A 24,133-nucleotide genomic window follows, 5' to 3' on the forward strand; every position below is an offset into this window, starting at 1 on the left:
ATTCGCCCGCAAGTCCTTGTAAAAGAACGAAGCTTTGGCCAGGTCGGATGGGCTATCAGAGTTCTTTGACGGTGCGAATCTGGTCTTTATTCAGACGCATGCGCTTGCCATCGAGCTGCTCGAACTCGTAGAAGCCGGAATCTTCATCATAGGACGGCTTGTCCACCGCCTGGATTTCGCGACCGTCGTTCAAGGTGATGACGGTTGGGGTCGAGCAGCCGGCCAGGGCAGCCAGGCCCAGGGCGAGCATGAAGGCGGGAAGGGTCCGTTTGATCATCGTGTTTCTCCAGTGCGATGGTGCAAGATGACTGTTAAGACGCGGGACGTTAGTGCAAGTTCCTTGCGCGTGCAGCATAACGGCATTCGCTTGACGCAATCCAGTGCAGGCAGCGCTCCCGCACGCCGGCGGGAGTGCCCTGTGATATAACTGCCGTCATTGCCATTACCAGTGACGGATACCTATGAAAGCCTCGGCAGACACCCCGTTCGTTCCCCTCAACATTGCAGTGCTCACGGTCAGCGACACGCGCACATTCGAAAACGATTCGTCGGGCCAGGTCTTCGTTGACCGGCTGACAGCGGCAGGCCACCGGCTCGCCCAGCGCGTGCTGCTCAAGGATGATCTCTACAAAATCCGCGCCCAGGTCGCCACCTGGATCGCCGACGACAGCGTGCAGGTGGTGCTCATCACCGGTGGTACCGGTTTTACCGGACGTGACAGTACGCCCGAGGCGGTCACTTGCCTGCTCGACAAGCAGGTCGACGGCTTTGGCGAGCTGTTCAGACAGATCTCCGTGGCGGATATCGGTACCTCGACTGTGCAATCGCGGGCACTGGCAGGGCTGGCCAACGGTACCCTGGTGTGTTGCCTGCCTGGCTCGACCAATGCGGTGCGCACCGGTTGGGACGGTATCCTTGCCGAACAGCTCGATGCACGGCACCGTCCCTGCAACTTCGTCGCCCATCTGAAGCAGGCGGCGGCCTGTGAAAGCCGTGGCTGAGGCCGTGCAGCCCAGGCCACTGATGCCGGTGGAGCAGGCCCTTGAGCAATTGCTGGCTTTGGCCGATGCCGCGCCGATTCGCGAGACCGAGCACGTGCCGCTAGCCGAGGCACACGGCCGTGTGCTGGCCACTGCCCTAGTGGCTTCGCTCGACCTGCCGCCCTGGCCCAATAGCGCAATGGACGGCTATGCGCTGCGCCGGTCCGACTGGCAGGGGGCGCCGCTGCCCGTCAGTCAGAGAATCTTCGCCGGGCACGCACCTGAGCCACTGCAGCCTGGCACCTGTGCGCGGATCTTCACGGGTGCACCGGTTCCCGAAGGCGCCGACTGCGTGGAAATGCAGGAAAACACCCAGGTTCACGCCAATGGCCATGTGGAGTTCTTGCAGCCCCTCAAGGCGCTGCAGAACATTCGTCCTCAAGGTCAGGAAACCCGCAAGGGCGAGCAGGTGCTCGACGCCGGCACGCGTCTTGGGCCAATCGAGTTGGGCTTGGCCGCCACCCTGGGTTATGGACAGCTCGATGTGGTACGCAAGGTGCGGGTGGCGGTGCTGTCGACCGGGGATGAGCTGGTCGAGCCAGGGCTGCCGTTGGGGCCTGGGCAAATCTACAACAGCAACCGTCGCTTGCTGGTCAGTTGGTTGCAGCGCCTGGGATGCGACGTCACCGACGCCGGTATCCTGCCTGATGACCTGGCTCGCACCCGCGCGAGCCTGGCTCAGTTGCAAGGCGTGGACCTGATCCTCTCGACAGGGGGCGTCTCGGTGGGCGAGGCCGATTATCTGGGCGCGGCCCTGCGCGAGGCCGGTGAGCTGGCTTTGTGGAAACTGGCGATCAAACCCGGCAAACCGTTGACCTTCGGTCACTTCCAGGGCGTGCCAGTGATCGGCCTGCCCGGTAATCCGGCCTCTACACTGGTCACGTTCGGCCTGCTGGCGCGCCCCTACTTGTTGCGCCGCCAGGGCGTGATCGATGTCACCCCCCTGCGCGTGTGCCTACCCGCCGGTTTCGATTGGCCCAAAGCCGGGTCACGGCGTGAGTACCTGCGGGCGCGCATCGAGCAGGGCAGGGTATGCCTGTACCCTAACCAGAGCTCCGGCGTGTTGCGCAGCGCGGTGTGGGCCGATGGGTTGGTCGAGGTGCAGGAGGGCACTACGCCCAGCAAGGGTGACCTTGTACCCTTCATCCCCTTCAGCGACATCCTCGGTTGACGCGCGCCAGTGGCGCAGGCTCGCTGCAGTGCGCGAGCCCTGCGCCGCAATATTTGAACGGCCGTGCAACAATTAGTAACGGCTGAGCGTCAAGATGCAAATGGTCAATTATGGAGACACCCATATGCAAGCGCGCAAGGCAATGCTGATTCTGCACGGCAAGCAAGCCATGAACGAAGACGTACGTACCGCCGTGCACGACCTGCGCGACACTGGCTGGGCATTGGACGTGCGTGTGACCTGGGAGGGCGGTGATGCCCAGCGCTTGGTCAAGGAGGCACTTGCCGCTGGATACAGCCACATCGTCGCCGGCGGTGGTGATGGCACCTTGCGGGACGTGGCCGAAGCCATGGGGCTCGCGGGCACCGAAGCCAGCCTCGTCTTGCTGCCGCTTGGAACCGCCAACGACTTCGCCAAGGCGGCCGGTATTGCGCTTGAGCCTGCCCAGGCGCTGGCGCTGCTCAATGAGCCGGCCCAGGAAGTCGATCTTGGGCAAGTGGGCGAGCAGCTGTTCCTGAACATGGCGACCGGCGGCTTTGGTAGCCAGGTCACAGCCAGCACATCCGAAGACCTGAAGAAGTTGATGGGTGCCGCCGCCTATGTGTTCACCGGCTTGTCACGCTTCAGCGAACTGGAGGCTGCCTCGGTCGAGTTGAAAGGCCCTGACTTCCATTGGCAAGGGGAGCTGCTGGCGCTGGGGATTGGCAACGGTCGCCAAGCCGGGGGAGGGCAGGAGCTTTGTCCGGATGCGGTGGTCAATGACGGGTTGCTGGATGTTGCGATCCTGCCCAAGCCGCAGGAAGTGGTCGGTGCATTACGCGATTTGCTGGCAGGCGATGGTCTGTTCATCCGGACGCGATTGCCGTGGGTGGAGATCAACAGTCAACAGGGCCTGGATATCAACCTCGACGGCGAACCGCTCAAGGCGGACAGCTTACGTTTCGAGGCGCGTCCCAAGGCCTTGCGCCTGCACCTGCCGCAAGGGTGCCCATTGCTCAGTCATCGAGGCTGATGATCTTCTCGCGCACGGCAAACAGTACCAGTCCGGCGACGTCGTGAATCTGCAAGCGTTTCATCACTTGCGAGCGATGGGTTTCGACCGTCTTGATCGACAAGCCCAATCCATTGGCGATTTCGCGGGTAGACTTGCCGCGCACGATCAGGCGCAGAATCTCCAGCTGCCGGGCTGTCAGGTTGTGTCGCTCGCATGCCGGGCGTCTGGCCGGCCTGGTATGACGCAACGCCTGATTGATGACGGTGTGGGCAATGGCTGGGCTCAGGTAGCGCTCCCCGTTGCGCACAGCGCGCAGCGCTTGCTCAAGCTCCGATGCGCTGGTGTCCTTGAGCAGATACCCATGGGCACCGCCCTCGAGGGCGCGCATGATCAGCTCAGGGTCGGTGTGCATGGAGAGGATCAGCACTTTGCAGGCGCTGCCGCTGGCATTGAGCTGGGTGAGGGCGTCCAGCCCGCTGGTTGATCGCATGGAGAGGTCCAGCAGGATGATGTCAGGCATCAAGGTTCGCGCCTGATCCAGCAACTGCCCGCCATCGTCGGCCTCGCCGATTACCTCGTACCCGGGTATGTCACTGACCAGGGCGCGGACGCCCGCTCTGATCAACGAATGGTCATCCACAAGCAACAATCTACAGTTCATGGGTATCCACTCGGTCCGCGCGTTGCCGGCTGCGGGGCGGCCAAGGGAAGACGGCCTCGATCCGGGTGCCCTGGCCAATATCGCTGGTGATCTGCAGGCTGCCGTTCAGGGCAGTGACCCGCTCCAGCATGCCAGCCAGCCCACGCTGACTGGCAAGGTGCGGGTGCCTGGCAGGCTTGAAGCCGCAGCCATCGTCCTCGATCGATAAAGCCAGGCCCAGCTCGGTACGCTGTAGGTGGATGACAAGGTTGCGCGCTCCGGCGTGACGCAACATATTGGTCACCGCCTCCTGGGTGATGCGAAACACTGCCATTGCGACATTTTCGCCAATGCCCCCAAGGCGTTGCTTGCAAGACAGGCTCCACTGCACGCCGCTGCCATCCAAAGTGCGCAGCAAGTGCGCGCGCAGGCTGGCCTCAAGGCCAAGGCTTGCCAACTGACGGGGGTTGAGCAGGGCAGAAACGTCGCGCACAGCGCTCAACGTATCGTCCAGCGTGGCATGCAAGGCATCGCAATGCCCCTGCACATCCCCGGGCATTCGTCGCTGCAGCCATTGCAACTGCAATTTCGCAGCGGTCAGCAGTTGGCCGATGTCGTCATGAAGCTCCCTGCTCAGGTGCTGGCGCTCCTCTTCTTGCACTTTTAGCAGGCGCTCGGCGAGTTCCGCAGGGCGCAAGCTGATCGAGCGCGCCTCCCTACGCAGTTGCACGGCAGCGACCAAGGCAGCGGTCAGTTGCAGCAACACCAGGCCGATGGGCACAGGTCGCTCGGCCAGGTGTAACGCCAGGCAGGCGAGGCAGGAGACCACGCTGATGCCTGCCGTGGCCCAGCACAGACTGGTGTACGGGGCGCTGCAACGAAAAGAGGTCATCAAGCGTGGGAACATAGGTAGGGGAGCCACTGAAGTATTGCTGATGGAGGCCTTGCACATTACTGCTCAGAGGCTTTTGCGCCGTACTTTCGATGTTTTTCGACCACGTGTTCATTCAACCTTGCGTCAAGTTGAAGCGTTTCGGTGGGGCATACTACCACCTCGAATTCCTGCGGTCGCCGCCGAATACGACTTCCTCAAGGCAAAGCTTATTTGTGGTGAACTAGTACGTAGCATCGACGGACTTGCTTGGTTGAGGCTATTTCCTACAACTTTGTAAATCGAAGCTACAACTTTCAGTTTCATCAAAGTTGCACTTCTGGCATGCAACTGCGCGATGGCAATTTGCCCTACGGCTTGTCGCTGAGATCGGGCTGCTGACAGTCATGCGCTGCGCCTTCATCTGTGACGCAGGCTAATGCCAGAGAAGGTCGAGCTGCATTGGCCAGTTCGCCGAGCAACACAAATTGTTCTCCAGCGTCCAGGTCCAGCCGCCCCGTGTGCGTGTCCAGCAGCTCGAGCTGCCAGGCCAGGAGCCTCAGGCACGCAGCCGTAATGCGCAGCGTTGCGCGATGCAGGCACGCGCCTTGGCAACAGGGGGCCAGTATCTGCTGAACGGAGGTCGTGAAGTGGGCTACTTCAAGCAGCCCCAAACGCTGTGCGTCGTGTGCCAAGTCGCTTAACGCGGCGTCCAGGCACCTGCAGGCATCAGGGTCATTTTCGATGAGCTCAAGATGCTGCAAGCAGTCCTCTGCTCTGTTGAGGCGCTTCTGGGCCCTCTCGCGAAAACCCCTAAGCGCCTCGCAGAAGGGTAAGGCACTGTCCATCATGGTGTCTCCATGGGCAGGACAGGCGGTAGAGACGGGCACGCCGTTACGATAGCTAGCAAAGCCTGACTCCATTCATGCAGTGAGAATGGCGTCACATTAATGGCTAAAGGATAGAGCGAACATCAGGTTGTACCTGATTGCCACTAGGGGTTTCCCTGATAGGCAAGAAAAAAACGGAACTTTTCAGCGTGTGCGAGTGGAATTAGGAAACCAGTTAAGCATGCTGTTAAAGTGATATCAAATTAGGCAAGGGTGTGGCGTTTCTTGGGGTCAAGATGCTACTCCGGCTGCCGATATACACACAATCGCGCACATTTTCGACATGAGCCTGGGGGCTTACCAATGGCTGGCATTCTCGACACAGTAGACCAACGCACACAACTGGTAGGGGAGAACCGGCTGGAAATCCTGATGTTCCGGCTGGCTGGGCGTCAGCTTTTCGCGATCAACGTCTTCAAGGTGCAGGAGGTGTTACAACTGCCCAAGCTGACACTGATGCCGCAACGTCACGCGTTCGTCTGCGGTGTGGTGAACCTGCGAGGCCAGACACTCCCGGTAATCGACCTGTCCCAGGCGATCGGCATGCGCCCCATTCAGCCAGGCCCCGACAGCACCATCATCGTCACCGAATACAACCGCTCGGTGCAGGCGTTTCTGGTGGGCGGGGTCGACCGCATCGTCAACCTCAATTGGGAATCCATCATGCCGCCACCGACCAGTGCCGGCCGTCAGCATTACCTGACTGCCATCACCAAGGTGGACGACAAGCTGGTGGAGGTGATCGATGTGGAAAAGGTGCTTGCCGAAATCGTGCCTTACAACGCCCGCGTTTCGGGTGAGAAATTGGCCGATCCGGTACTGGCGAGGGCGCGTGGTCGCGAGGTGCTGCTGGTGGACGATTCCAGTGTGGCCCTGGCCCAGTTGCGCGACACGCTCTCGCAGTTGGGGATGAAACTGCACGTTGCCAGCGACGGCCTCAAAGCCTTGCGCATGCTCAAGGCGTGGGCCGATGCCGGGGAGGACATGTGCGAAAAGCTATTGATGATCTTCACGGATGCCGAAATGCCGGAAATGGACGGTTATCGCCTGACGACCGAAATCCGCGAGGATGCGCGCCTGCGCAAACTGTACGTGGTGCTGCATACATCGCTGTCCGGCAGCTTCAACGAATCCATGGTCAAGAAAGTGGGTTGCGACAATTTCCTGTCCAAGTTCCAGCCTGACCGGCTGGTCGATGTGGTCAAGCAGCGCCTGTTGCTGGACACCACCAACGCGTGATTGCGCGCCCTGCCGGGTATAAGCTGGCGGTTTGGCGATTTATGAGGCAGCAGGGATGTTTCTCAGTGAGCTCTACCGGTATCCGGTCAAGTCGGGGCGGGCGCAAGGCCTGCAGGTCTCTCCCGTTGGTGTGCTTGGGCTTGAAGGAGACCGCCGTTGGATGCTGGTCGAGGAACAGAACGGGCGCTTTCTGACCCAGCGCGTCTGGCCCCAGCTCGGGCAGCTCGAGGCAGTCGAGACAGGCGGAGTACTGTTGCTGCGGGCGCCTGGGCAAGTGCCGCTGAAGGTGGTGTCCCCGGCCGACGATGCCCCGCTGCGAGGGGTGACCTTATGGCGCGACACCTTTCGTGTGCCGGATGCCGGTGATGAGGCCGCCGCTTGGCTCAGTGGCTGGCTAGGCAAAGCGGTGAGGTTGGTGTATTGCCCGCAGCAGCGGGCCAGGTACCTGCCCAATGGCTATGGCACCGACCGGGACCGTGCCGCCTTTCCCGACGGTTTCCCGTTGCTGCTCATTGGCCAGGCGTCGCTCGATGAGCTCGATCGCCGTGTCGGCCGGCCCATGGACATGCTGCGGTTCAGGCCAAACCTGGTGGTGCAGGGGGCCGAGGCTTTCGCAGAGGATGGCTGGAAGCGCATTCGCATCGGTACGGTGGAGTTCCGTGTTTTGAAGCCAAGCGTGCGCTGCATTTTCACCACCATCGACCCTGCAACGGGGCAGCGCAGCCCTGACCGCGAGCCCATGACCACGCTTCGGACGTTCCGGGAAAAGGAAGGGGACATATTGTTTGGGCAAAACCTGGCCGCCGATGGCGACGGGCACCTGGAGGTTGGCATGAAGGTCCAGGTGCTCTGAGTTGTCGGGCAGCCGGACGCCGGTGTGGTCGGCGCCCTGGCTTGATCAGCCGCTAATGGCCTCCTTACATGTCGTCGAAGTAGCGCTCGTGCCAGTCCACCAGGGGTTGTGGCATGTTGAGCTTTTGTCCGTAAATCACCGAATAGGACAGCACGTTCTGAACGTACTGACGGGTTTCATCGAATGGAATGGACTCGACCCACACGTCGAAGCTCAGGTGTTTGGCGCCTTTGAGCCATTGCCGTACGCGGCCTGGGCCTGCGTTGTAAGCGGCTGAGGCCAGTACTCGGTTGCCGTTGAACTGGCTGTGCACCTGGCTGAGGTAGGCAGCCCCCAGCTGGATGTTCTTGTCCGGGTTCAGGACCTGTGTGGGCGAAGCCAGTGGGATGCTGAACTTGCGCGCGGTTTCCTTGGCTGTAGCAGGCATCAACTGCATGAGCCCGCTGGCGCCCACTGGGGAACGGGCATCCTCCATGAAGGCGCTTTCCTGACGGGTGATTGCGAATACCCAGCTCGAGTGCAGGCCGCGCACCTTGGCTTCGCGTACCAGGGTGTCGCGGTGCGCCATGGGGAAGCGTACGTCCAGGTCATCCCAGTATTTGGCCTGGCTGATGGTGCGGATGGCCGGGAAATACCAGCGCAACTCGTAACCCAGGCGCGCCTGGGCGACCATTTCGTCCCGGGTGAAGTGACGGCTCACGTGATACCACTCGCGGCGACCTTCGACGATCTGACCGCGGGCATGGAATTCGAGGGCGCGTTGGATGCCAGGTGTATTGCGCACCTTCTTGACCAGCTGTGGGCTGAGCACCAGGGGCTTGTTGTTCAGTTGGTAGGGGGCTTGCGCACGGTCTGCAGCCAGGAAGCCATAGAAATCGCGCTCGCGGGCAACGGCCTTGTACAACTGGGGGACTTGCGGGTTCTTCGGCTGCGCCAGCTCCAGGCTCCGCGCCTGCCAGTACTTCCAGCGGCTGCTCTGGGCCAGGTCGCCGCTCAGGCGCTTGGTGAGGGCATAGGCATCTTCCCACCGGCCCAGGCGCAGCAACAGGCGCAAGCGCCATTCACTGACGGTATCGTCCCGCAGTTCGGGGTCGTAGCGGGTCATGAGGTCAAGCGCGCGCGGGTCATAGCGCCGGGCCAGGGTCAGGCCGATCTCGCGGGCAATGGCCACTTTTTCATCGCGGGAAAAGTGCATGCGCTGGGCATAGTCGTCAAGCAGCCCCATGGCGCGCTCCGGGTCCTGCCGTGCAAGGCGGCGCAGCCCGAGACTGACGACGTCCGAGGTCGCTTCGTCGGCCTGGGTGAAGCGTGATGGCTGGTTGAGCAGTTCGGGTTTCTGCGCCACATCGATCAGCAGACGGCCTTGTGGCGCCAGCGTGGTCAGGGTCTTGACCAGGTTCTCGGCCAGGCCGTAGTTGCGTGCCTGGGCTGCAAGCTTGGCCCGCTCCCAGCGCTTGGCCTCCGTGAGCTGCCCTTCGGCGGCCCACATGGCGAACAACGGGTCGCAGGCAGCAGGCTGGGACTTGCCCACCGACCACAGCTTGTTTGCCGTGGCAAAGCCTTCGGTGCGCATCCCGTGGCTGAGCTGGTACTGGCCGTTCAGGCAATCGAGCTCGGTGAAGTTGAGCTTGGGATCGTAGTACCTGGCGAAGGTCTGCCACTCACCGCGTTCGGCCAGCCAGCGCAACCAGCGCAGTTTCATCCAGTTGGCCTGGGGCAGGTCGCCGTGCTTGGCCAGGAAACCCTCGATCTCCTCGTTGCTGGCAGATTTCAGGCGCGCGGTCAGTTCGTCATAGGCCAGATACGGTGTCAGCGGATAATCGTCGAGCGCCTGGGCATAGCGCAGGTACGGGCCCTTGTCGCCCTTGGCCAGCGCACGCTTGGCTTCATCATAGTATTGGCGTTGCACGGTAATGTCGGTGGCCTGGGCCGCGCCGGTGGCAGCGGTGAGCAACAGGCATGAAGCAATTTGTAACAGGCGGCTGCGCATGATACGTCCGGGCAGTTGAACCATGGGAAAGTGGCGGCGGGGCCAGCACTGTTGAAAACGATGGCCCTAGCTTAGCCGTTTGCGGATGACAGGTGAAAGCACTGTGCTTGTATCGGGATATTAAGTTCGACCGGGTGTCGCCGTGCGCGACGGGTGCAGGCCGTGCGGATGTCGGCGCAGGGCTAACTCAGGTAGAATGCGCGCCCGATTTATGGAGACGAACATGACCCTGCTCAAATTCAGCGATGTGTCCCTCGCATTCGGCGCCATGCCGCTGCTGGACAAGGTGTCCTGGCAGATCGCTCGTGGCGAGCGGGTGTGCATCATCGGCCGCAACGGCACCGGCAAGTCGAGCATGCTGCGCCTGGTCAAGGGCGAGCAGAAAGGCGATGACGGTGACATCTGGCGCGCCCCTGGGCTGAAAATCGGCGAGTTGCCCCAGGAACTGCCGCTGGCCGACGAGCGCACGGTGTTCGACGTCGTGGCGGCAGGGCTGGATGGCGTCGGCGAGCTGCTGGCACAGTTTCATCACCTGAGCCAGAACATCCAGGGCGATGAAGACCTGGAAAAACTGATGCACGTGCAGCACGAGCTGGAGGCCCGCGATGGCTGGCGCCTGCAGCAAGTGGTTGAAAGCACCCTGAGCCGTCTGCAGTTGCCGGCAGACAAGACCCTGGCGGAGTTGTCCGGCGGCTGGCGTCGTCGTGTACTGCTGGCCCAGGCGCTGGTGTCCGAGCCCGACTTGTTGCTGCTCGACGAGCCGACCAACCACCTGGATATCGGTGCCATCGCCTGGCTCGAGGAAGCACTGCGCGGGTTCAACGGCGCCGTGTTGTTCATCACCCACGACCGATCCTTCCTGCAGAACCTGGCCACCCGCATCCTCGAGTTGGACCGCGGCGGCCTGATTGACTGGAACGGTGACTACGCCAGCTTCCTGGTGCACAAGGAGGCCGCGCTGGCCGCCGAGGAAACCGCCAACGCGCTGTTCGACAAGCGCCTGGCCCAGGAAGAGGTGTGGATTCGCCAGGGCATCAAGGCCCGTCGCACCCGTAACGAAGGCCGCGTGCGGGCGCTCAAGGCGCTGCGCGTGGAGCGCGGTGAGCGCCGTGAGCGGCAGGGCAAGGCCAACATTCAGATCGAGGCGGCCGACAAGTCGGGCAAGCAGGTCATGGTGCTCGAGCACGTCAGCTTCTCGCACCCGGACGGGCCGATGCTGGTGAAGGATTTTTCCATGGTGCTGCAGCGCCAGGACCGGATCGGCCTGCTGGGCGCCAACGGCACCGGCAAGACCACCTTGCTCAAGCTGATGCTGGGTGATCTGGAGCCCACTTCGGGCAAGATCGAGCGCGGCACCAAGCTTGAGGTCGCCTATTTCGACCAGATGCGCCATCAGCTGGACCTGGAAAAGACCGTCATCGACAACCTCGCCGAGGGCCGAGACTTCATCGAGATCGAAGGGCAGAACCGGCATGTGCTGAGCTACCTGGGCGACTTCCTGTTCAGTCCGCAGCGGGCCCGCACCCCGGTCAAGGCATTGTCCGGCGGCGAACGTGCGCGCCTGCTGCTGGCCAAGCTGTTCAGCAAGCCGGCCAACCTGCTGGTGCTCGACGAACCCACCAACGACCTGGACGTGGAAACCCTCGAGCTGCTCGAAGAGGTGCTCTCCAACTACAAGGGTACCGTGCTGATGGTCAGCCACGACCGGGCATTTCTCGACAACGTCGTGACCAGCACCCTGGTGTTCGAGGGCGATGGCTTGGTTCGCGAGTACGTGGGCGGTTACGAAGACTGGATTCGTCAGGGCGGTTCGCCAAAGCTGCTCGGCGTTACGGAGAGTAAAGGCGGCAAGTCGGCGCTCAACAGTGCGGTGGTGGAGAAGGTCGAGGCCAAGCCGCAAGCCGTCGCTGCGCCAGTGGCCGAGGAATCGAAGAAAAAGCTCAGCTACAAGCTTCAGCGTGAGCTGGAGATGCTGCCGGGGCAGATCGACGCGCTGGAACAGCGCATGGCCCAGGCTCAGGAAGAGGTGAGCGCGGTCGGTTTCTACCAGCGTCCGATCGCAGAGACGTCAGCGGTGCTGGCGAACATCGAGAAGCTGCAAGGTGAGCTCGATGCCCTGGTGGAACGCTGGGCCGAGCTGGAAGGCTAAGCAGGCAGGGCGTTGATCGCCTGCGCGTAGCGGGCGAGCCCGCTGCCAGGTGCCAGAGGGAGGATGCAACCCCAAGGCACCTGGCGTGGCCGCTTAACCCCTGGCGGTAGACAGGCTCAGTCCTTTTTCTGCAGTCGCACTGCCAGCACATCGCAGGGTGCGCCGTGCAGCACGTCGTTGGCTGTGGAGCCCAGCAGCAGCGCCAGGCCGTGGCGACCGTGGCTGCCCACGACGATCAGGTCGCAGTGCTGTTCTTTGGCCAATTGATGGATTTCCTGGCGGGGCTGGCCGTAGGTCAAGTGCGAGTCGCCGCGCTGGATGCCCGGGTACTTGCTGAACAGGCGATCCATGCGTTCCTTGGCCTGATCGAACTGCTGCTGTTGCAGTTGCGACAAGTCCATCGGCACGTCGCCGCCAAACGCCATGGCCATGGGTTCGACGATGTGCACCAGTGACACCTTGGCGTTGGTAGGCTGGGCCAGCGCCATGGCGCGCTTGATCACAGGGTCGCATTCTTCCGTCAGGTCGACGGCGACCAGCAGATGTTGGTAGGTCATGAGCTGTACTCCAGGCAATCGCTATAGAAGAAGTATGGTCGCTTTCGGGCGGGTCATGCGTGAAAAATGGCTAACCAGCTCATTTGCAACGGTTTATGGGAGCTACTGATATGACGGTATTGCTGGTGGTGTCAATCCTTGCGCTGATTCTCAGTCCGCTCTCCTGGCTGCGTAACTCGCGTAATCAGAGCGAGCAGATGCGCCTGCGCCTGGAAGCGCGGCGCATGGGCCTGGCCATGCAGCTGGCGCCTCAGCAGTGGCCGCACTGGCTGGAAAAACAGCCGCCGAGCCCTTGCCCGCAATATCACCGGGCACGCAAGCGGGGGCATGTCGACAGCTTCAGCTTCTGGCAGATCAGCCCCGGCGTATGGTGGAACCAGTGGCGCGAGCCGTGCGAAGACCCGCGCTTCTTGCAAGCCCTGGCCCGTCTGCCAGCAAGCGCCTACAAGGTCGAGGCCGATGCGCGGATGATAGCGCTCTACTGGACGGAGCGGGGGGACACGGCTGTATTGCAGGATGTTGCCTACGTGCTGGAGACACTGGCCTGACTCCAAGGGTGCTCGGCGGGCTGTCCATGGCCCCTGACACGCAGCGCAACGAGAAAGCGGCGATTCGGCGGTTCCCTGACAGGAACCGGTCAATCGCCGCTTTCTCGTTCTACCACGCCAAAAGGCTGGGCAGGCCGTTGAATTCACTCCGTCAAGTAACGCCTGGCGCTTGTGCCTGGATCAGCCAGACTGCAAGGGGTGCCGAGGCTGGCAAGGTGTGAGGATTGCCAGCATGAATGGCCAGCGATCAGCGGCATGATCGGTCGTACCCGGCTTGTGGAAAGTGACCGCAAAGTCGGCTTTTCTCCCCGTGGGTGCAGCATTTGACAATGCAGATCTTTTCGGAGAATGTGTGCACACCCAAATCAAACGGGCGTATGAATTGAGCGTTTGCATTGCACGCCACTCATTCATGCGTACGACTCGCGCGCTGACGGGTGTGCCTGGAGCAGGTGGCCATGACGGCTGCGGTGCTGCAGTGATCGGCGTGTACAGTTCAGCTTCCATATCTTGGAGATCAGTTGATGATTTACGAAGGTAAAGCCATCACGGTTAAGGCTCTTGAAAGTGGCATCGTCGAGCTCAAGTTCGACCTCAAGGGTGAGTCCGTCAATAAGTTCAACCGCCTGACCCTGAGCGAGCTGCGCCAGGCTGTAGACGCCATCCAGGCCGATGCTTCGGTCAAGGGTGTCATCGTTAGCAGCGGCAAGGACGTGTTCATCGTCGGTGCCGACATCACCGAGTTCGTCGACAACTTCAAGTTGCCCGAGGCCGAATTGGTCGCCGGCAGCCTGGAAGCCAACCATATCTTCAACGCCTTCGAAGACCTCCAGGTGCCTACGGTTGCAGCCATCAACGGTATCGCCCTGGGCGGTGGTCTGGAGATGTGCCTGGCAGCGGACTACCGCATCATGGCCACCACCGCGCGCATCGGCCTGCCCGAAGTGAAGCTGGGCATCTATCCAGGCTTTGGTGGCACAGTGCGTCTGCCGCGCCTGATCGGCTCGGACAACGCCGTCGAGTGGATTGCCGCGGGCAAGGAAAACAGTGCCGAAGACGCCCTGAAAGTCGGTGCCGTCGATGCCGTGGTAGTGCCTGAGTTGCTCATGGCCGGTGCCCTGGACCTGATCAAGCGCGCCATCAGTGGCGAGCTGGACTACAAGGCCAAGCGCCAGCCCAAGCTCGAAAAGCTCAAGCTCAATGCCATCGAGCAGATGATGGCCTTCGAAACCGCCAAAGGTTTCGTCGCTGGGCAGGCCGGCCCTAATTACCCAGCGCCTGTCGAGGCGATCAAGTCCATCCAGAAAGCGGCCAACTTCGGTCGCGACAAGGCACTTGAAATCGAAGCGGCAGGCTTTGCCAAGCTGGCCAAGACGTCGGTTGCACAGAGCCTCATCGGCTTGTTCCTGAACGATCAGGAACTCAAGCGCAAGGCCAAGGCCCACGACGAGATTGCCCGTGACGTCAAGCAGGCGGCCGTGCTGGGCGCCGGTATCATGGGCGGCGGCATCGCCTATCAGTCGGCGGTCAAGGGCACGCCGATCCTGATGAAGGATATTCGTGAAGAGGCCATCGAGCTTGGGTTGAACGAAGCGTCCAAGCTGCTGGGCAATCGGGTCGAGAAAGGTCGGCTGACACCGGCCAAGATGGCCGAGGCGCTCAACGCGATTCGTCCGACCCTGTCCTACGGCGATTTCGCCCACGTGGACATCGTGGTCGAGGCCGTGGTTGAAAACCCCAAGGTCAAGCAGGCCGTGCTTGCCGAGGTGGAAGGGCAGGTGAGGGAGGATGCGATTCTGGCATCCAATACCTCGACCATTTCCATCAATCTGCTGGCAAAAGCGCTGAAGCGCCCGGAAAACTTCGTGGGCATGCACTTCTTCAACCCAGTGCACATGATGCCGTTGGTGGAAGTGATCCGTGGCGAAAAATCCAGCGAAGTGGCAGTCGCTACCACCGTCGCTTACGCCAAGAAAATGGGCAAGAACCCAATCGTGGTCAACGACTGCCCAGGGTTCTTGGTCAACCGTGTCCTGTTCCCGTACTTCGGCGGCTTCGCCAGGCTGGTTAGCGCGGGGGTGGACTTCGTGCGCATCGACAAGGTCATGGAAAAATTCGGCTGGCCCATGGGCCCGGCGTACCTGATGGACGTGGTGGGCATCGACACCGGGCATCATGGCCGTGACGTCATGGCCGAGGGCTTCCCCGATCGCATGAAGGACGAGCGCCGCTCGGCCATCGACGCCTTGTACGATGCCAACCGCCTGGGCCAGAAGAACGGCAAGGGCTTCTACGCCTATGAAACCGACAAGCGTGGCAAGCCGAAGAAAGTCGCCGATGCCGGCGTGCTTGAGGTACTCAAGCCCATCGTGTACGAGCAGCGTGAAGTCAGTGACGAGGACATCGTCAACTGGATGATGATCCCGCTGTGCCTGGAAACCGTTCGCTGCCTTGAAGATGGCATCGTCGAGACGGCCGCCGAGGCGGACATGGGCCTGGTCTACGGCATTGGCTTCCCACCCTTCCGTGGCGGCGCGCTGCGCTACATCGATACCTTGGGTGTAGCCGAATTCGTCGCCCTGGCCGATCGCTATGCCGACCTGGGGCCGCTGTACCACCCGACCGCCAAGCTGCGTGAGATGGCCAAGACGGGCCAGCGCTTCTTCAACTGAGCGGTCAACGAGCTAGAGCGAGAGATTTGATATGAGCCTTAATCCAAGAGACGTGGTGATCGTCGACTTCGGTCGCACGCCAATGGGCCGCTCCAAGGGTGGCATGCACCGCAATACCCGTGCCGAAGACATGTCGGCGCACCTGATCAGCAAGTTGCTTGAGCGCAACGACAAGGTCGATCCCAAGGAAGTCGAGGATGTGATCTGGGGCTGTGTGAACCAGACCCTGGAGCAGGGCTGGAACATCGCCCGCATGGCCTCGTTGATGACCCAGATCCCGCACACCTCTGCGGCGCAGACCGTCAGCCGGCTGTGCGGCTCGTCGATGAGCGCACTGCACACCGCCGCCCAGGCGATCATGACTGGCAATGGCGACGTGTTCGTGATTGGCGGCGTCGAGCACATGGGGCACGTGAGCATGATGCATGGCGTAGACCCCAACCCACACCTGGCGCTGCATGCGGCCAAGGCCTCGGGCATGATGGGCCTGACGGCCGAGATGCTGGGCAAGATGCACGGCATCACGCGTGAACAGCAGGATCAGTTCGGCGTGCGCTCGCACCAGCTGGCGCACAAGGCCACCATCGAGGGCAAGTTCAAGGACGAGATCATCCCCATGCAGGGGTATGACGAGAACGGTTTCCTGAAAGTGTTCGACTTCGACGAAACCATTCGTCCGGAAACCACCCTCGAGGGCCTGGCGTCGCTCAAGCCGGCCTTCAACCCCAAAGGCGGAACCGTGACCGCAGGTACTTCTTCCCAGATCACCGACGGTGCCTCGTGCATGATCGTGATGTCAGGCCAGCGTGCGATGGACCTGGGTATCGAGCCTCTGGCGGTCATTCGGGCCATGGCAGTGGCGGGCGTCGACCCCGCGATCATGGGCTACGGCCCAGTACCGGCCACCCAGAAAGCCCTCAAGCGCGCGGGCTTGAGCATGGCCGACATCGACTTCATCGAACTCAACGAGGCGTTCGCCGCACAGGCGCTGCCTGTGTTGAAAGACTTGAAAGTGCTCGACAAGATGAATGAGAAGGTTAACCTGCACGGCGGCGCGATCGCCTTGGGTCACCCGTTTGGTTGCTCCGGGGCGCGTATTTCCGGCACCCTGCTCAACGTCATGAAGCAAAATGGCGGCACGCTGGGGGTTGCGACCATGTGCGTCGGCCTTGGCCAAGGTATCACCACTGTCTTTGAACGCGTCTAAGGCGCAGGAGAAGGACAGCAACCGGGGCCTCGTGCCCCGGTTTTGTTTTTTGGGTTTCGATGGCATCAGGAGGTAGACGACATGCAGATCCAGCCAGGTGTGTACCGGCATTACAAGGGCCCGGAGTACCGTGTGTTCAGTGTTGCGCGGCACTCCGAGAGCGAGGAGTGGATGGTGTTCTACCAATGCCTGTATGGTGATTACAGCTTCTGGGTGCGCCCGCTGTCGATGTTCCGCGAGTCGGTGGAAGTCGATGGCGAACAGGTGCCCCGCTTTGCGTTGATCAAGGCCGAAGAAGGGCTTTGCGGGATGTCGGACAAGTCGCAGGCGTGATGTTCTGAACTTGACCTCGCAGTTTTGCCACTATATATAGCGGTGCCGCGTCTGGTACCTGACGTGTTTTCAATCTTCAGATTCAGGAATACTCCGATCCATGGGCAAATCGCTGGTCATTGTGGAATCCCCGGCCAAGGCCAAGACCATCAACAAGTACCTGGGCAACCAGTACGTGGTGAAGTCGAGTATCGGCCATATCCGAGACCTTCCCACCAGCGGTTCGGCTAGCGCGAGCAAAGAGCCGGCCGCCAAGCGTGGCAAGGCGGCGGGTGAGGCACCGGCCCTTTCGCCCAAAGAAAAGGCGCGTCGCCAGCTGGTTGCACGCATGGGCGTCGATCCGGACCAGGGCTGGAAAGCCAAGTACGAGATCCTTCCCGGCAAGGAAAAGGTGATCGACGAGCTGCGCCGCCTGGCCAAGGACGCCGACACCATCTACCTCGCAACCGACTTGGACCGCGAAGGGGAGGCGATCGCCTGGCACCTGCGTGAGGCCATCGGTGGCGACGACACCCGCTATAAGCGCGTGGTGTTCAACGAAATCACCAAGAAAGCCATTCAGGAAGCGTTTTCGCAGCCCGGTGAGCTCGACATCGATCGGGTCAACGCGCAGCAGGCGCGCCGTTTTCTCGATCGCGTAGTGGGGTACATGGTGTCCCCGTTGCTGTGGTCCAAGATTGCCCGTGGCCTGTCGGCCGGGCGTGTGCAATCGGTAGCCGTCAAGCTGGTGGTCGAACGCGAACGCGAGATTCGTGCCTTCATTCCTCAGGAATACTGGGAAATCCATGCCGATCTCGGCACTGCCAAGAACGCCAAGGTTCGCTTCGAAGTCGCCCGTGAAAATGGCGAGGCCTTCAAGCCGCTGAACGAAACCCAGGCCATGGCCGCGCTGGAAAAGCTCAAGGCATCGAGCTATAGCGTCGTCAAGCGTGAAGACCGCCCGACCAGCAGCAAGCCTTCAGCGCCCTTCATCACCTCGACCCTGCAACAGGCGGCGAGCAATCGCCTGGGGTTCGGCGTGAAGAAAACCATGATGATGGCCCAGCGTCTGTACGAAGCGGGTTACATCACCTACATGCGTACCGATTCGACCAACCTGTCGAGCGATGCGCTGGAAATGGCCCGTAGCTACATCGAGCGGGAATTCGGCAAGCAGTACCTGCCCGAAACCCCGCAGGTCTACGGCAGCAAAGAGGGGGCTCAGGAGGCGCACGAAGCCATCCGGCCTTCGGACGTGGGCACCCACCCGACCAAGCTCAGCGGTATGGAGCGCGATGCCGAGCGGCTGTACGAGCTGATCTGGCGTCAGTTCCTGGCCTGCCAGATGCCGCCGGCCCAGTACCTGTCCACCAGCGTGACCGTGGCAGCAGGCAGCTTCGAGCTGCGTGCCAAGGGCCGTATCCTGAAGTTCGATGGCTACACCCGCGTGTTGCCGCAGCAGAGCAAGCCTGGTGAAGACGACGTGCTGCCCGAAATGGTCCAGGGTGAAGCGCTCAAGCTGATGCAGCTTGATCCTACCCAGCACTTCACCAAACCGCCTGCACGGTTCACCGAGGCCAGCCTGGTCAAGGAAATGGAAAAACGCGGTATCGGCCGTCCATCCACCTATGCGGCGATCATCTCGACCATCCAGGACCGTGGCTACGTGACGTTGCACAACCGTCGCTTCTACTCGGAGAAGATGGGCGATATCGTGACCGAGCGGCTTTCCGAGAGTTTCTCCAACTTGATGGATTACGGTTTCACCGCCGGCATGGAGGAGAACCTCGACGACGTCGCCCACGGCGAACGCGACTGGAAGAACGTGCTGGACGAGTTCTACGGCGACTTCAGCAAAAAGTTGCAGACGGCCGAATCCAGCGAAGGCGGCATGCGCGCCAACCAGCCGACGATGACCAACATTCCTTGCAAGGAGTGCGGCCGGCCGATGATGATCCGTACAGCGTCCACGGGCGTGTTCCTGGGCTGCTCTGGTTACAGCCTGCCACCCAAGGAGCGCTGCAAGTCCACGGTCAACCTCGTGCCTGGTGACGAGATTGCTGCAGACGACGAGGGTGAATCGGAGTCGCGCGTCTTGCTTGGCAAGCACCGCTGCCCGGTCTGTGCGACGGCGATGGACGCCTACCTGCTCGATGAAAAGCACAAGCTGCACATCTGTGGGAATAACCCCGATTGCCCGGGTTACGAGATCGAAGAGGGCAGCTATCGCATCAAAGGCTACGAAGGCCCAAGCCTTGAGTGCGACAAGTGCGGCAGCGAAATGCAGCTCAAGACCGGGCGCTTCGGCAAGTTCTTCGGGTGCACCAACCCTGCGTGCAAGAACACGCGCAAGCTGCTCAAAAGCGGTGAAGCGGCGCCGCCGAAGATGGACAAGGTCGACATGCCTGAGCTCAAGTGCGAGAAGGTGGACGACACCTATGTGCTGCGCGATGGTGCTTCGGGGCTGTTCCTGGCTGCCAGCCAGTTCCCGAAGAACCGCGAAACGCGTGCGCCCCTGGTGTGCGAGATTGTTCCGCACAAGCATGAGATCGATCCCAAGTACCATTTCCTGTGCGAAGCGCCGCAGAAGGATCCGGACGGTCGTCCTACCGTGATCCGCTACAGCCGCAAGACCAAGGAGCAATACGTCCAGTCCGAAGTGGACGGCAAGCCTACCGGTTGGAAGGCGTTCTACGATGGCAAGACCTGGAAAGTCGAAGACAAGCGCTGAGGTCTAGCGTTCAGGGATGGGGCCGCGCGGCGGCCTTTCGTGAGCTGATGCCACGAAAGGCCGCAGCACGGCCCCTTTCATTTATGATGCAGCAATCCGCTTAGCCACCTGATGGGAGGGCGACACATGGCCCAGGAGCTCTATACCCGTACCAATCAAAAACTGTTCTTTGCCGGGCTGGCACTGGAATCGATGGCCAAGGCTGAACAGAGTCAGGCCATGAACGCCCAGGGGCTGGTGCAGGCTGAGCGGGAGTCGGCATTGTTTCATCTGCACGGTGCATTGCTTGGCTTGTGTCACGAAATCAGTGGGTACTATCGCTTGCCTGCGCTGGCAACCGTCGAGCAGGCCCTGGCCCATGACGCCTTTAACGGCATCGCCATACCAGAAGTTGCCGAGCTTCTGGAGCTTGCCCGGCAACGGGAGACCTGGCTGGCGCAGATGCTGGCTGCGTATGCTGACTTGTTCCGAGCGCCCGTGATGCGCAAACCACCCAAGACTGACGTCACCCAGCCGCTGATCCAGGCCGTCAGCCTCGATGAGCAGATGCCTGCGCCGCTGTCCCGTGCCGAGCTTGAAGCGTGGCGCAGCAACCTCAAGGCGCTTGTCAGGCGTTTTCGTGATGCGTTGAGTGAGTGCTGACGGCCTCGAGCGCTGGTACAATGCTCGCCTTTCGTGGAGAACCGCCCTTTATGTCTACGTCTTTTCTGGAAATTGTCGAGTTGCCTGATGGCCGCATCGAACTGCGTCGCGCCGAGGATGAAGGCTCACTGGTAACCCTGGATTTCTCAGAGGATGCCAAAGTATTTCTGCAAGGTCAGCACGTCGAGGTGGCCAAAGCCATGCTCAGCGTGGGGGTACAGATGGCTGGACGGCTTGTGGATGGCGAGCTCGAACGTGACGAAGGGCCGCGCGTTCTGCACTGAAACGCGCAGTCGTGTGATCGCTGCCACCGGCCTGGCCGGTGATGGCGGCAAGCGTATCAGACGGATGAATGTGGGGCAGTCGGAAAGGCGTTGCGCTTTCCCGGCGATCTTTACTCGTCAGGGTGAGCATGACCTGGGAGCGGTCAGGCTGGTAGCACGAATGCCGCAGTGTTAGCCGAAACGAATGTTCAGGCTTTGCGCGTTACCCACGCTTGCTGCACGCAACAGCAACTGACGTGCATTGGCATTGACGCTCCCCAGCCAGCTGACCACGGTATGGCTACGGCCCAGGCGTAGGGCTTCACACGCCAACTGAAGGGGAGGCTGGTTGCCGCGCGGATGAAGCAGCAGAATGCGCTCGCGGTTTAGGCCAGCCCTGCGCAGCCAGGCCTGTGTCAGGCTCGACGGTGGCGCAATGAGGGTCAGCCAGCGCGTTTCGTCTTCTTCGCTGAGTTCACGTAGCACAGGTGCCAGCAAGGTATGACAGTGACTGGGGGCGCCGTGCAGTGACAATTCGCTGAACAGGTCGGGCAAGTCACTCTTGCGCGCCAGTTCGCTGGCCTTGAGGCCAGGCAGGACGGGCTGGGCGAGGAATGCTTCGAACAGCGGCAACTGGACTTGCTCGGTTGTATGGGTGAATGGCTGCATGACGCCTCCTGATTCAGCGGCGAATGACGCCGACGCTCAAGCCCTCGATCACCAGTTCCTGATCTTTCAGGTTGACTTCGATAGGGGCGAATTCCGGGTTTTCGGCCAGCAGCCAGACCTTGTTGCCTTCGCGCTTGAAGCGCTTGACGGTGACTTCGTCGCCGATGCGCGCCACGACGATCTGGCCGTTGCGGGCTTCACGGCAGGTATGCACCGCCAACAGGTCGCCATCGAGGATGCCCACGTTCTTCATGCTCATGCCGTGAACACGCAACAGATAGTCGGCCTGGGGGTGGAAAAAGGCGGGGTTGATGTTGCAGGATTGCTCGATGTGTTGCTCGGCAAGGATCGGGGCGCCGGCAGCAACGCGGCCGATGATCGGGAGCCCGGCCTCCTCGGCCTTGGCTTCGAGGCCGGGAATGCGAATGCCTCGGGAGGCGCCTGGCGTCATCTCGATAGCGCCTTTACGAGCCAGCGCCTTTAGATGCTCCTCGGCGGCATTAGGGGATTTGAAACCCAGCTCCTGGGCAATCTCGGCACGGGTCGGCGGAAAGCCGTTGTCCTCGAGGCTGCGCTTGATGAAGGCGAGGATTTCGGCTTGGCGTGGCGTCAGTTTCAACATGATCAGCGCTCTGTCTTTTTGTACAGTGACTGGGATTATATACAGTATTGGTCTAGCCGCAAGCTTTGGCAGCCCCTAGGTAAGCCGACTGGAGCAGATCACCTCGAGATCACCGCTTCACGACCTTGCAATGGCTTGACTGACCGGCCGGTCACGAGCGCTTGACAGATGTGGGGTTGAAACGTATGTTTCAAACACCTGTTTGTATGGCGGAGTGCTCGGAGTAGTCATGGCCCAATCGGAAACCGTTGAACGCATCCTCGATGCTGCCGAGCAGCTGTTTGCCGAGCGCGGGTTCGCCGAAACCTCGTTGCGGCTGATCACCAGCAAGGCCGGCGTCAACCTGGCGGCGGTGAACTACCACTTCGGTTCCAAGAAAGCCCTGATCCAAGCGGTCTTCTCTCGTTTTCTGGGGCCCTTCTGCGCCAGTCTCGAGCGCGAGTTGGAACGGCGTCAGGCCCGCCCCGAGCATAAGCCCACCCTTGAAGATTTGCTGGAGATGCTGGTCGAGCAAGCCCTTGCCGTGCAGCCGCGCAGCAACAACGACCTGTCGATCTTCATGCGGCTGCTTGGCTTGGCGTTCAGCCAGAGCCAGGGCCATTTGCGCCGTTACCTCGAAGACATGTACGGCAAGGTCTTCCGCCGCTACATGTTGCTCGTCAACGAAGCCGCGCCACGCATTCCTGCGATCGAATTGTTCTGGCGTGTGCACTTCATGCTCGGGGCTGCTGCGTTCAGCATGTCGGGCATCAAGGCGCTGCGGGCCATCGCCGAGACTGACTTCGGCATCAACACCTCCATCGAGCAGGTGATGCGCCTGATGGTGCCGTTCCTGGCTGCCGGCATGCGTGCCGATACCGGCGTCACCGACGCGGCCATGGCCAGCGCCCAGTTGCGCCCGCGCAGCAAAACCGCCAGCGGTGCAGCCCCCGTCAAGGCATAACTTGGCCTGTTGCCAGCCGCAAGCGGGCTTTTCCCTGTCTCTATTGAAGGATTTCTCATGACCGTCAGCCTGCAAGGCTCCTTGATGGTGGATATCGCCGGCACCTGGCTGACCGCCGAAGACCGGCAGCTGTTGCGCCAGCCTGAAGTGGCGGGGTTGATCATCTTCGCCCGCAACATCGAAAGTCCGCGGCAGGTGCGCGCGTTATGCGCCTCCATTCGCGCACTGCGCCCTGACCTGATCCTGGCCGTCGATCAGGAGGGAGGCCGAGTGCAGCGTCTGCGCCAGGGGTTCGTGCGCTTGCCGGCCATGCGTGCCCTGGCCGACACTGCCAATGCCGAGTACCTGGCCGAACAATGTGGCTGGTTGATGGCGACCGAAGTGCTCGCCGTTGGCCTGGACCTGAGCTTCGCCCCGGTGCTGGACTTGGATCACCAGCGCAGCGCGGTGGTGGGCAGCCGAGCCTTCGAGGGCGATCCGCTTCGAGCTACGCAACTGGCGGGCGCATTCATCCGCGGCATGAACGCGGCAGGCATGGCGGCCTGTGGCAAACACTTCCCAGGCCATGGCTGGGCAGAAGCTGATTCCCACGTAGCGATACCCACTGACGAGCGTAGCCTGGAGCAGCTGCGAGCGGCGGACCTGGTGCCGTTCAGCCGGCTGAGCGGTCAATTGGCGGCAGTGATGCCTGCCCATGTGATCTATCCGCAGGTCGACAACCGCCCGGCAGGCTTTTCCCGCCGGTGGCTGCAAGATATTTTGCGCGGCGAGCTGGGTTTTGACGGGGTCATCTTCAGCGACGACCTGTCCATGGCCGGTGCTCATGTGGTGGGTGATGCGGCCAGCCGCATCGAAGCTGCGTTCACTGCCGGGTGTGATATGGGGCTGGTTTGCAACGACCGGGCTGCAGCCGAATTGGCGCTGGGCGCGGCTCAGCGCCTGCGGGTCACGCCGTCGCCTCGGATCGCCAGCATGCGCGGTCAAGGCACGGCCTGCACCGATTATCGCCAACATCCGCGTTGGCTGCAGGCGCTGGGTGCGCTCAAGGACGCGCAGTTGATCGACTAGCCGCTTATTGCCAAGCAGGCTGTCGGGACGCGTTCACCCAGCCAGTGCGCGTCCCGACAGGT

The 24,133-nt window shown here is 61.6% G+C and carries 23 protein-coding genes; 15 read left to right on the top strand and 8 right to left on the bottom strand.

Annotated elements, in window-relative coordinates:
- Positions 1 to 55: 55 nt before the first annotated feature.
- Positions 56 to 277, bottom strand: a complete 222-nt coding sequence (locus MOP87_RS06590; RefSeq protein WP_023534255.1) for a YgdI/YgdR family lipoprotein — start codon at positions 275 to 277, stop codon at positions 56 to 58.
- A 184-nt stretch (positions 278 to 461) separates the two neighbouring features.
- Here MOP87_RS06590 and moaB point away from each other — a divergent pair, with 184 nt between their 5' ends.
- The 3 genes from moaB to yegS all read left to right on the top strand — a co-directional run bounded on the left by moaB (position 462) and on the right by yegS (position 3,223).
- Positions 462 to 1,001 (top strand): molybdenum cofactor biosynthesis protein B, encoded by a 540-nt coding sequence (moaB, locus tag MOP87_RS06595; protein WP_028687370.1) that lies wholly within the window; start codon positions 462 to 464, stop codon positions 999 to 1,001.
- Positions 985 to 2,211, top strand: a complete 1,227-nt coding sequence (gene glp, locus MOP87_RS06600; protein WP_049696310.1) for a gephyrin-like molybdotransferase Glp — start codon at positions 985 to 987, stop codon at positions 2,209 to 2,211. Before moaB ends, glp begins: the two co-directional genes overlap by 17 nt.
- Before the next feature lie 124 nt (positions 2,212 to 2,335).
- On the top strand, positions 2,336 to 3,223 hold the full coding sequence (gene yegS / locus MOP87_RS06605) for a lipid kinase YegS (RefSeq protein ID WP_027915100.1): 888 nt from the start codon (positions 2,336 to 2,338) through the stop codon (positions 3,221 to 3,223).
- Here yegS and MOP87_RS06610 read toward each other — a convergent pair.
- The 3 genes from MOP87_RS06610 to MOP87_RS06620 all read right to left on the bottom strand — a co-directional run bounded on the left by MOP87_RS06610 (position 3,207) and on the right by MOP87_RS06620 (position 5,567).
- Positions 3,207 to 3,866 carry a response regulator transcription factor gene (locus tag MOP87_RS06610; protein WP_027915099.1) on the bottom strand — a complete coding sequence of 220 codons (660 nt, stop codon included), beginning with the start codon at positions 3,864 to 3,866 and terminating at the stop codon, positions 3,207 to 3,209. The genes yegS and MOP87_RS06610 overlap by 17 nt on opposite strands.
- Positions 3,856 to 4,752, bottom strand: a complete 897-nt coding sequence (locus tag MOP87_RS06615) for a sensor histidine kinase (protein WP_028687368.1) — start codon at positions 4,750 to 4,752, stop codon at positions 3,856 to 3,858. Before MOP87_RS06615 ends, MOP87_RS06610 begins: the two co-directional genes overlap by 11 nt.
- Positions 4,753 to 5,087: 335 nt before the next feature.
- Complete coding sequence (locus MOP87_RS06620; RefSeq protein WP_097223522.1) at positions 5,088 to 5,567, bottom strand: histidine kinase; 480 nt, start codon at positions 5,565 to 5,567, stop codon at positions 5,088 to 5,090.
- 342 nt (positions 5,568 to 5,909) lie between these two features.
- Here MOP87_RS06620 and MOP87_RS06625 point away from each other — a divergent pair, with 342 nt between their 5' ends.
- Both MOP87_RS06625 and MOP87_RS06630 read left to right on the top strand, forming a co-directional pair.
- Positions 5,910 to 6,845 (top strand): chemotaxis protein CheV, encoded by a 936-nt coding sequence (locus tag MOP87_RS06625; RefSeq protein ID WP_027915097.1) that lies wholly within the window; start codon positions 5,910 to 5,912, stop codon positions 6,843 to 6,845.
- A gap of 55 nt (positions 6,846 to 6,900) precedes the next feature.
- Positions 6,901 to 7,698 (top strand): MOSC domain-containing protein, encoded by a 798-nt coding sequence (locus MOP87_RS06630; protein WP_028687366.1) that lies wholly within the window; start codon positions 6,901 to 6,903, stop codon positions 7,696 to 7,698.
- Positions 7,699 to 7,762: 64 nt separating this feature from the next.
- On the opposite strand, the gene MOP87_RS06635 is transcribed toward MOP87_RS06630, so the two are convergent.
- Positions 7,763 to 9,688, bottom strand: a complete 1,926-nt coding sequence (locus MOP87_RS06635; protein ID WP_145280688.1) for a transglycosylase SLT domain-containing protein — start codon at positions 9,686 to 9,688, stop codon at positions 7,763 to 7,765.
- A 223-nt stretch (positions 9,689 to 9,911) separates the two neighbouring features.
- Between MOP87_RS06635 and MOP87_RS06640 the strand changes: the two genes are divergently transcribed.
- The gene (locus tag MOP87_RS06640) at positions 9,912 to 11,837 is read left to right on the top strand and encodes an ATP-binding cassette domain-containing protein (RefSeq protein ID WP_028687365.1); all 1,926 of its coding nucleotides are present in this window, start codon (positions 9,912 to 9,914) and stop codon (positions 11,835 to 11,837) included.
- Between the two features lie 116 nt (positions 11,838 to 11,953).
- Here the strand turns inward: MOP87_RS06640 and MOP87_RS06645 are convergent, their stop codons facing one another.
- A complete protein-coding gene (locus MOP87_RS06645; RefSeq protein WP_027915093.1) occupies positions 11,954 to 12,394 on the bottom strand; it encodes a universal stress protein in 441 nt (146 codons plus the stop codon).
- A gap of 110 nt (positions 12,395 to 12,504) precedes the next feature.
- Here MOP87_RS06645 and MOP87_RS06650 point away from each other — a divergent pair, with 110 nt between their 5' ends.
- The 7 genes from MOP87_RS06650 (at position 12,505) to MOP87_RS06680 (ending at position 20,790) form a co-directional block, all read left to right on the top strand.
- Complete coding sequence (locus MOP87_RS06650) at positions 12,505 to 12,942, top strand: hypothetical protein (RefSeq protein ID WP_027915092.1); 438 nt, start codon at positions 12,505 to 12,507, stop codon at positions 12,940 to 12,942.
- Between the two features lie 524 nt (positions 12,943 to 13,466).
- The gene (gene fadB / locus MOP87_RS06655; RefSeq protein WP_110607254.1) at positions 13,467 to 15,614 is read left to right on the top strand and encodes a fatty acid oxidation complex subunit alpha FadB; all 2,148 of its coding nucleotides are present in this window, start codon (positions 13,467 to 13,469) and stop codon (positions 15,612 to 15,614) included.
- Between the two features lie 31 nt (positions 15,615 to 15,645).
- Entirely contained in the window at positions 15,646 to 16,821 is a 1,176-nt protein-coding gene (gene fadA, locus MOP87_RS06660) for an acetyl-CoA C-acyltransferase FadA (protein ID WP_027915090.1), read from the top strand.
- 81 nt (positions 16,822 to 16,902) lie between these two features.
- A complete protein-coding gene (locus tag MOP87_RS06665; protein WP_027915089.1) occupies positions 16,903 to 17,154 on the top strand; it encodes a DUF1653 domain-containing protein in 252 nt (83 codons plus the stop codon).
- Between the two features lie 100 nt (positions 17,155 to 17,254).
- Positions 17,255 to 19,864: a type I DNA topoisomerase gene (gene topA, locus MOP87_RS06670; RefSeq protein WP_197874750.1), complete on the top strand. Its 2,610-nt coding sequence runs from the start codon at positions 17,255 to 17,257 to the stop codon at positions 19,862 to 19,864.
- A gap of 126 nt (positions 19,865 to 19,990) precedes the next feature.
- Entirely contained in the window at positions 19,991 to 20,506 is a 516-nt protein-coding gene (locus MOP87_RS06675) for a DUF6586 family protein (RefSeq protein ID WP_242810266.1), read from the top strand.
- A gap of 50 nt (positions 20,507 to 20,556) precedes the next feature.
- Complete coding sequence (locus MOP87_RS06680) at positions 20,557 to 20,790, top strand: hypothetical protein (RefSeq protein WP_023534164.1); 234 nt, start codon at positions 20,557 to 20,559, stop codon at positions 20,788 to 20,790.
- Positions 20,791 to 20,961: 171 nt separating this feature from the next.
- On the opposite strand, the gene sulA is transcribed toward MOP87_RS06680, so the two are convergent.
- Positions 20,962 to 21,438, bottom strand: a complete 477-nt coding sequence (gene sulA / locus MOP87_RS06685) for an SOS-induced cell division inhibitor SulA (RefSeq protein ID WP_023534256.1) — start codon at positions 21,436 to 21,438, stop codon at positions 20,962 to 20,964.
- A gap of 13 nt (positions 21,439 to 21,451) precedes the next feature.
- Positions 21,452 to 22,060 carry a transcriptional repressor LexA gene (gene lexA, locus MOP87_RS06690; protein ID WP_023534260.1) on the bottom strand — a complete coding sequence of 203 codons (609 nt, stop codon included), beginning with the start codon at positions 22,058 to 22,060 and terminating at the stop codon, positions 21,452 to 21,454.
- A 229-nt stretch (positions 22,061 to 22,289) separates the two neighbouring features.
- Between lexA and MOP87_RS06695 the strand changes: the two genes are divergently transcribed.
- Complete coding sequence (locus MOP87_RS06695) at positions 22,290 to 23,003, top strand: TetR/AcrR family transcriptional regulator (protein ID WP_242810267.1); 714 nt, start codon at positions 22,290 to 22,292, stop codon at positions 23,001 to 23,003.
- A gap of 69 nt (positions 23,004 to 23,072) precedes the next feature.
- Positions 23,073 to 24,071, top strand: a complete 999-nt coding sequence (gene nagZ / locus MOP87_RS06700) for a beta-N-acetylhexosaminidase (RefSeq protein ID WP_174435402.1) — start codon at positions 23,073 to 23,075, stop codon at positions 24,069 to 24,071.
- Positions 24,072 to 24,133: the final 62 nt, after the last annotated feature.

Origin of the sequence: Pseudomonas sp. I3-I5, from assembly GCF_022699445.1 — a bacterium.
GTDB lineage: Bacteria > Pseudomonadota > Gammaproteobacteria > Pseudomonadales > Pseudomonadaceae > Aquipseudomonas > Aquipseudomonas fulva.

Bases quoted from the DNA above. Each gene is read 5' to 3' on its own strand.
- MOP87_RS06680 (WP_023534164.1), top strand. From the start codon at position 20,557: ATGTCTACGTCTTTTCTGGAAATTGTCGAGTTGCCTGATGGCCGCATC.
- moaB (WP_028687370.1), top strand. From the start codon at position 462: ATGAAAGCCTCGGCAGACACCCCGTTCGTTCCCCTCAACATTGCAGTG.
- MOP87_RS06675 (WP_242810266.1), top strand. From the start codon at position 19,991: ATGGCCCAGGAGCTCTATACCCGTACCAATCAAAAACTGTTCTTTGCC.
- MOP87_RS06695 (WP_242810267.1), top strand. From the start codon at position 22,290: ATGGCCCAATCGGAAACCGTTGAACGCATCCTCGATGCTGCCGAGCAG.
- MOP87_RS06640 (WP_028687365.1), top strand. From the start codon at position 9,912: ATGACCCTGCTCAAATTCAGCGATGTGTCCCTCGCATTCGGCGCCATG.
- MOP87_RS06590 (WP_023534255.1), bottom strand. From the start codon at position 277: ATGATCAAACGGACCCTTCCCGCCTTCATGCTCGCCCTGGGCCTGGCT.
- MOP87_RS06635 (WP_145280688.1), bottom strand. From the start codon at position 9,688: ATGCGCAGCCGCCTGTTACAAATTGCTTCATGCCTGTTGCTCACCGCT.
- MOP87_RS06665 (WP_027915089.1), top strand. From the start codon at position 16,903: ATGCAGATCCAGCCAGGTGTGTACCGGCATTACAAGGGCCCGGAGTAC.
- MOP87_RS06630 (WP_028687366.1), top strand. From the start codon at position 6,901: ATGTTTCTCAGTGAGCTCTACCGGTATCCGGTCAAGTCGGGGCGGGCG.
- topA (WP_197874750.1), top strand. From the start codon at position 17,255: ATGGGCAAATCGCTGGTCATTGTGGAATCCCCGGCCAAGGCCAAGACC.
- fadB (WP_110607254.1), top strand. From the start codon at position 13,467: ATGATTTACGAAGGTAAAGCCATCACGGTTAAGGCTCTTGAAAGTGGC.
- MOP87_RS06620 (WP_097223522.1), bottom strand. From the start codon at position 5,567: ATGATGGACAGTGCCTTACCCTTCTGCGAGGCGCTTAGGGGTTTTCGC.
- MOP87_RS06610 (WP_027915099.1), bottom strand. From the start codon at position 3,866: ATGAACTGTAGATTGTTGCTTGTGGATGACCATTCGTTGATCAGAGCG.
- sulA (WP_023534256.1), bottom strand. From the start codon at position 21,438: ATGCAGCCATTCACCCATACAACCGAGCAAGTCCAGTTGCCGCTGTTC.
- MOP87_RS06650 (WP_027915092.1), top strand. From the start codon at position 12,505: ATGACGGTATTGCTGGTGGTGTCAATCCTTGCGCTGATTCTCAGTCCG.
- MOP87_RS06625 (WP_027915097.1), top strand. From the start codon at position 5,910: ATGGCTGGCATTCTCGACACAGTAGACCAACGCACACAACTGGTAGGG.
- fadA (WP_027915090.1), top strand. From the start codon at position 15,646: ATGAGCCTTAATCCAAGAGACGTGGTGATCGTCGACTTCGGTCGCACG.
- lexA (WP_023534260.1), bottom strand. From the start codon at position 22,060: ATGTTGAAACTGACGCCACGCCAAGCCGAAATCCTCGCCTTCATCAAG.
- yegS (WP_027915100.1), top strand. From the start codon at position 2,336: ATGCAAGCGCGCAAGGCAATGCTGATTCTGCACGGCAAGCAAGCCATG.
- MOP87_RS06615 (WP_028687368.1), bottom strand. From the start codon at position 4,752: ATGTTCCCACGCTTGATGACCTCTTTTCGTTGCAGCGCCCCGTACACC.
- MOP87_RS06645 (WP_027915093.1), bottom strand. From the start codon at position 12,394: ATGACCTACCAACATCTGCTGGTCGCCGTCGACCTGACGGAAGAATGC.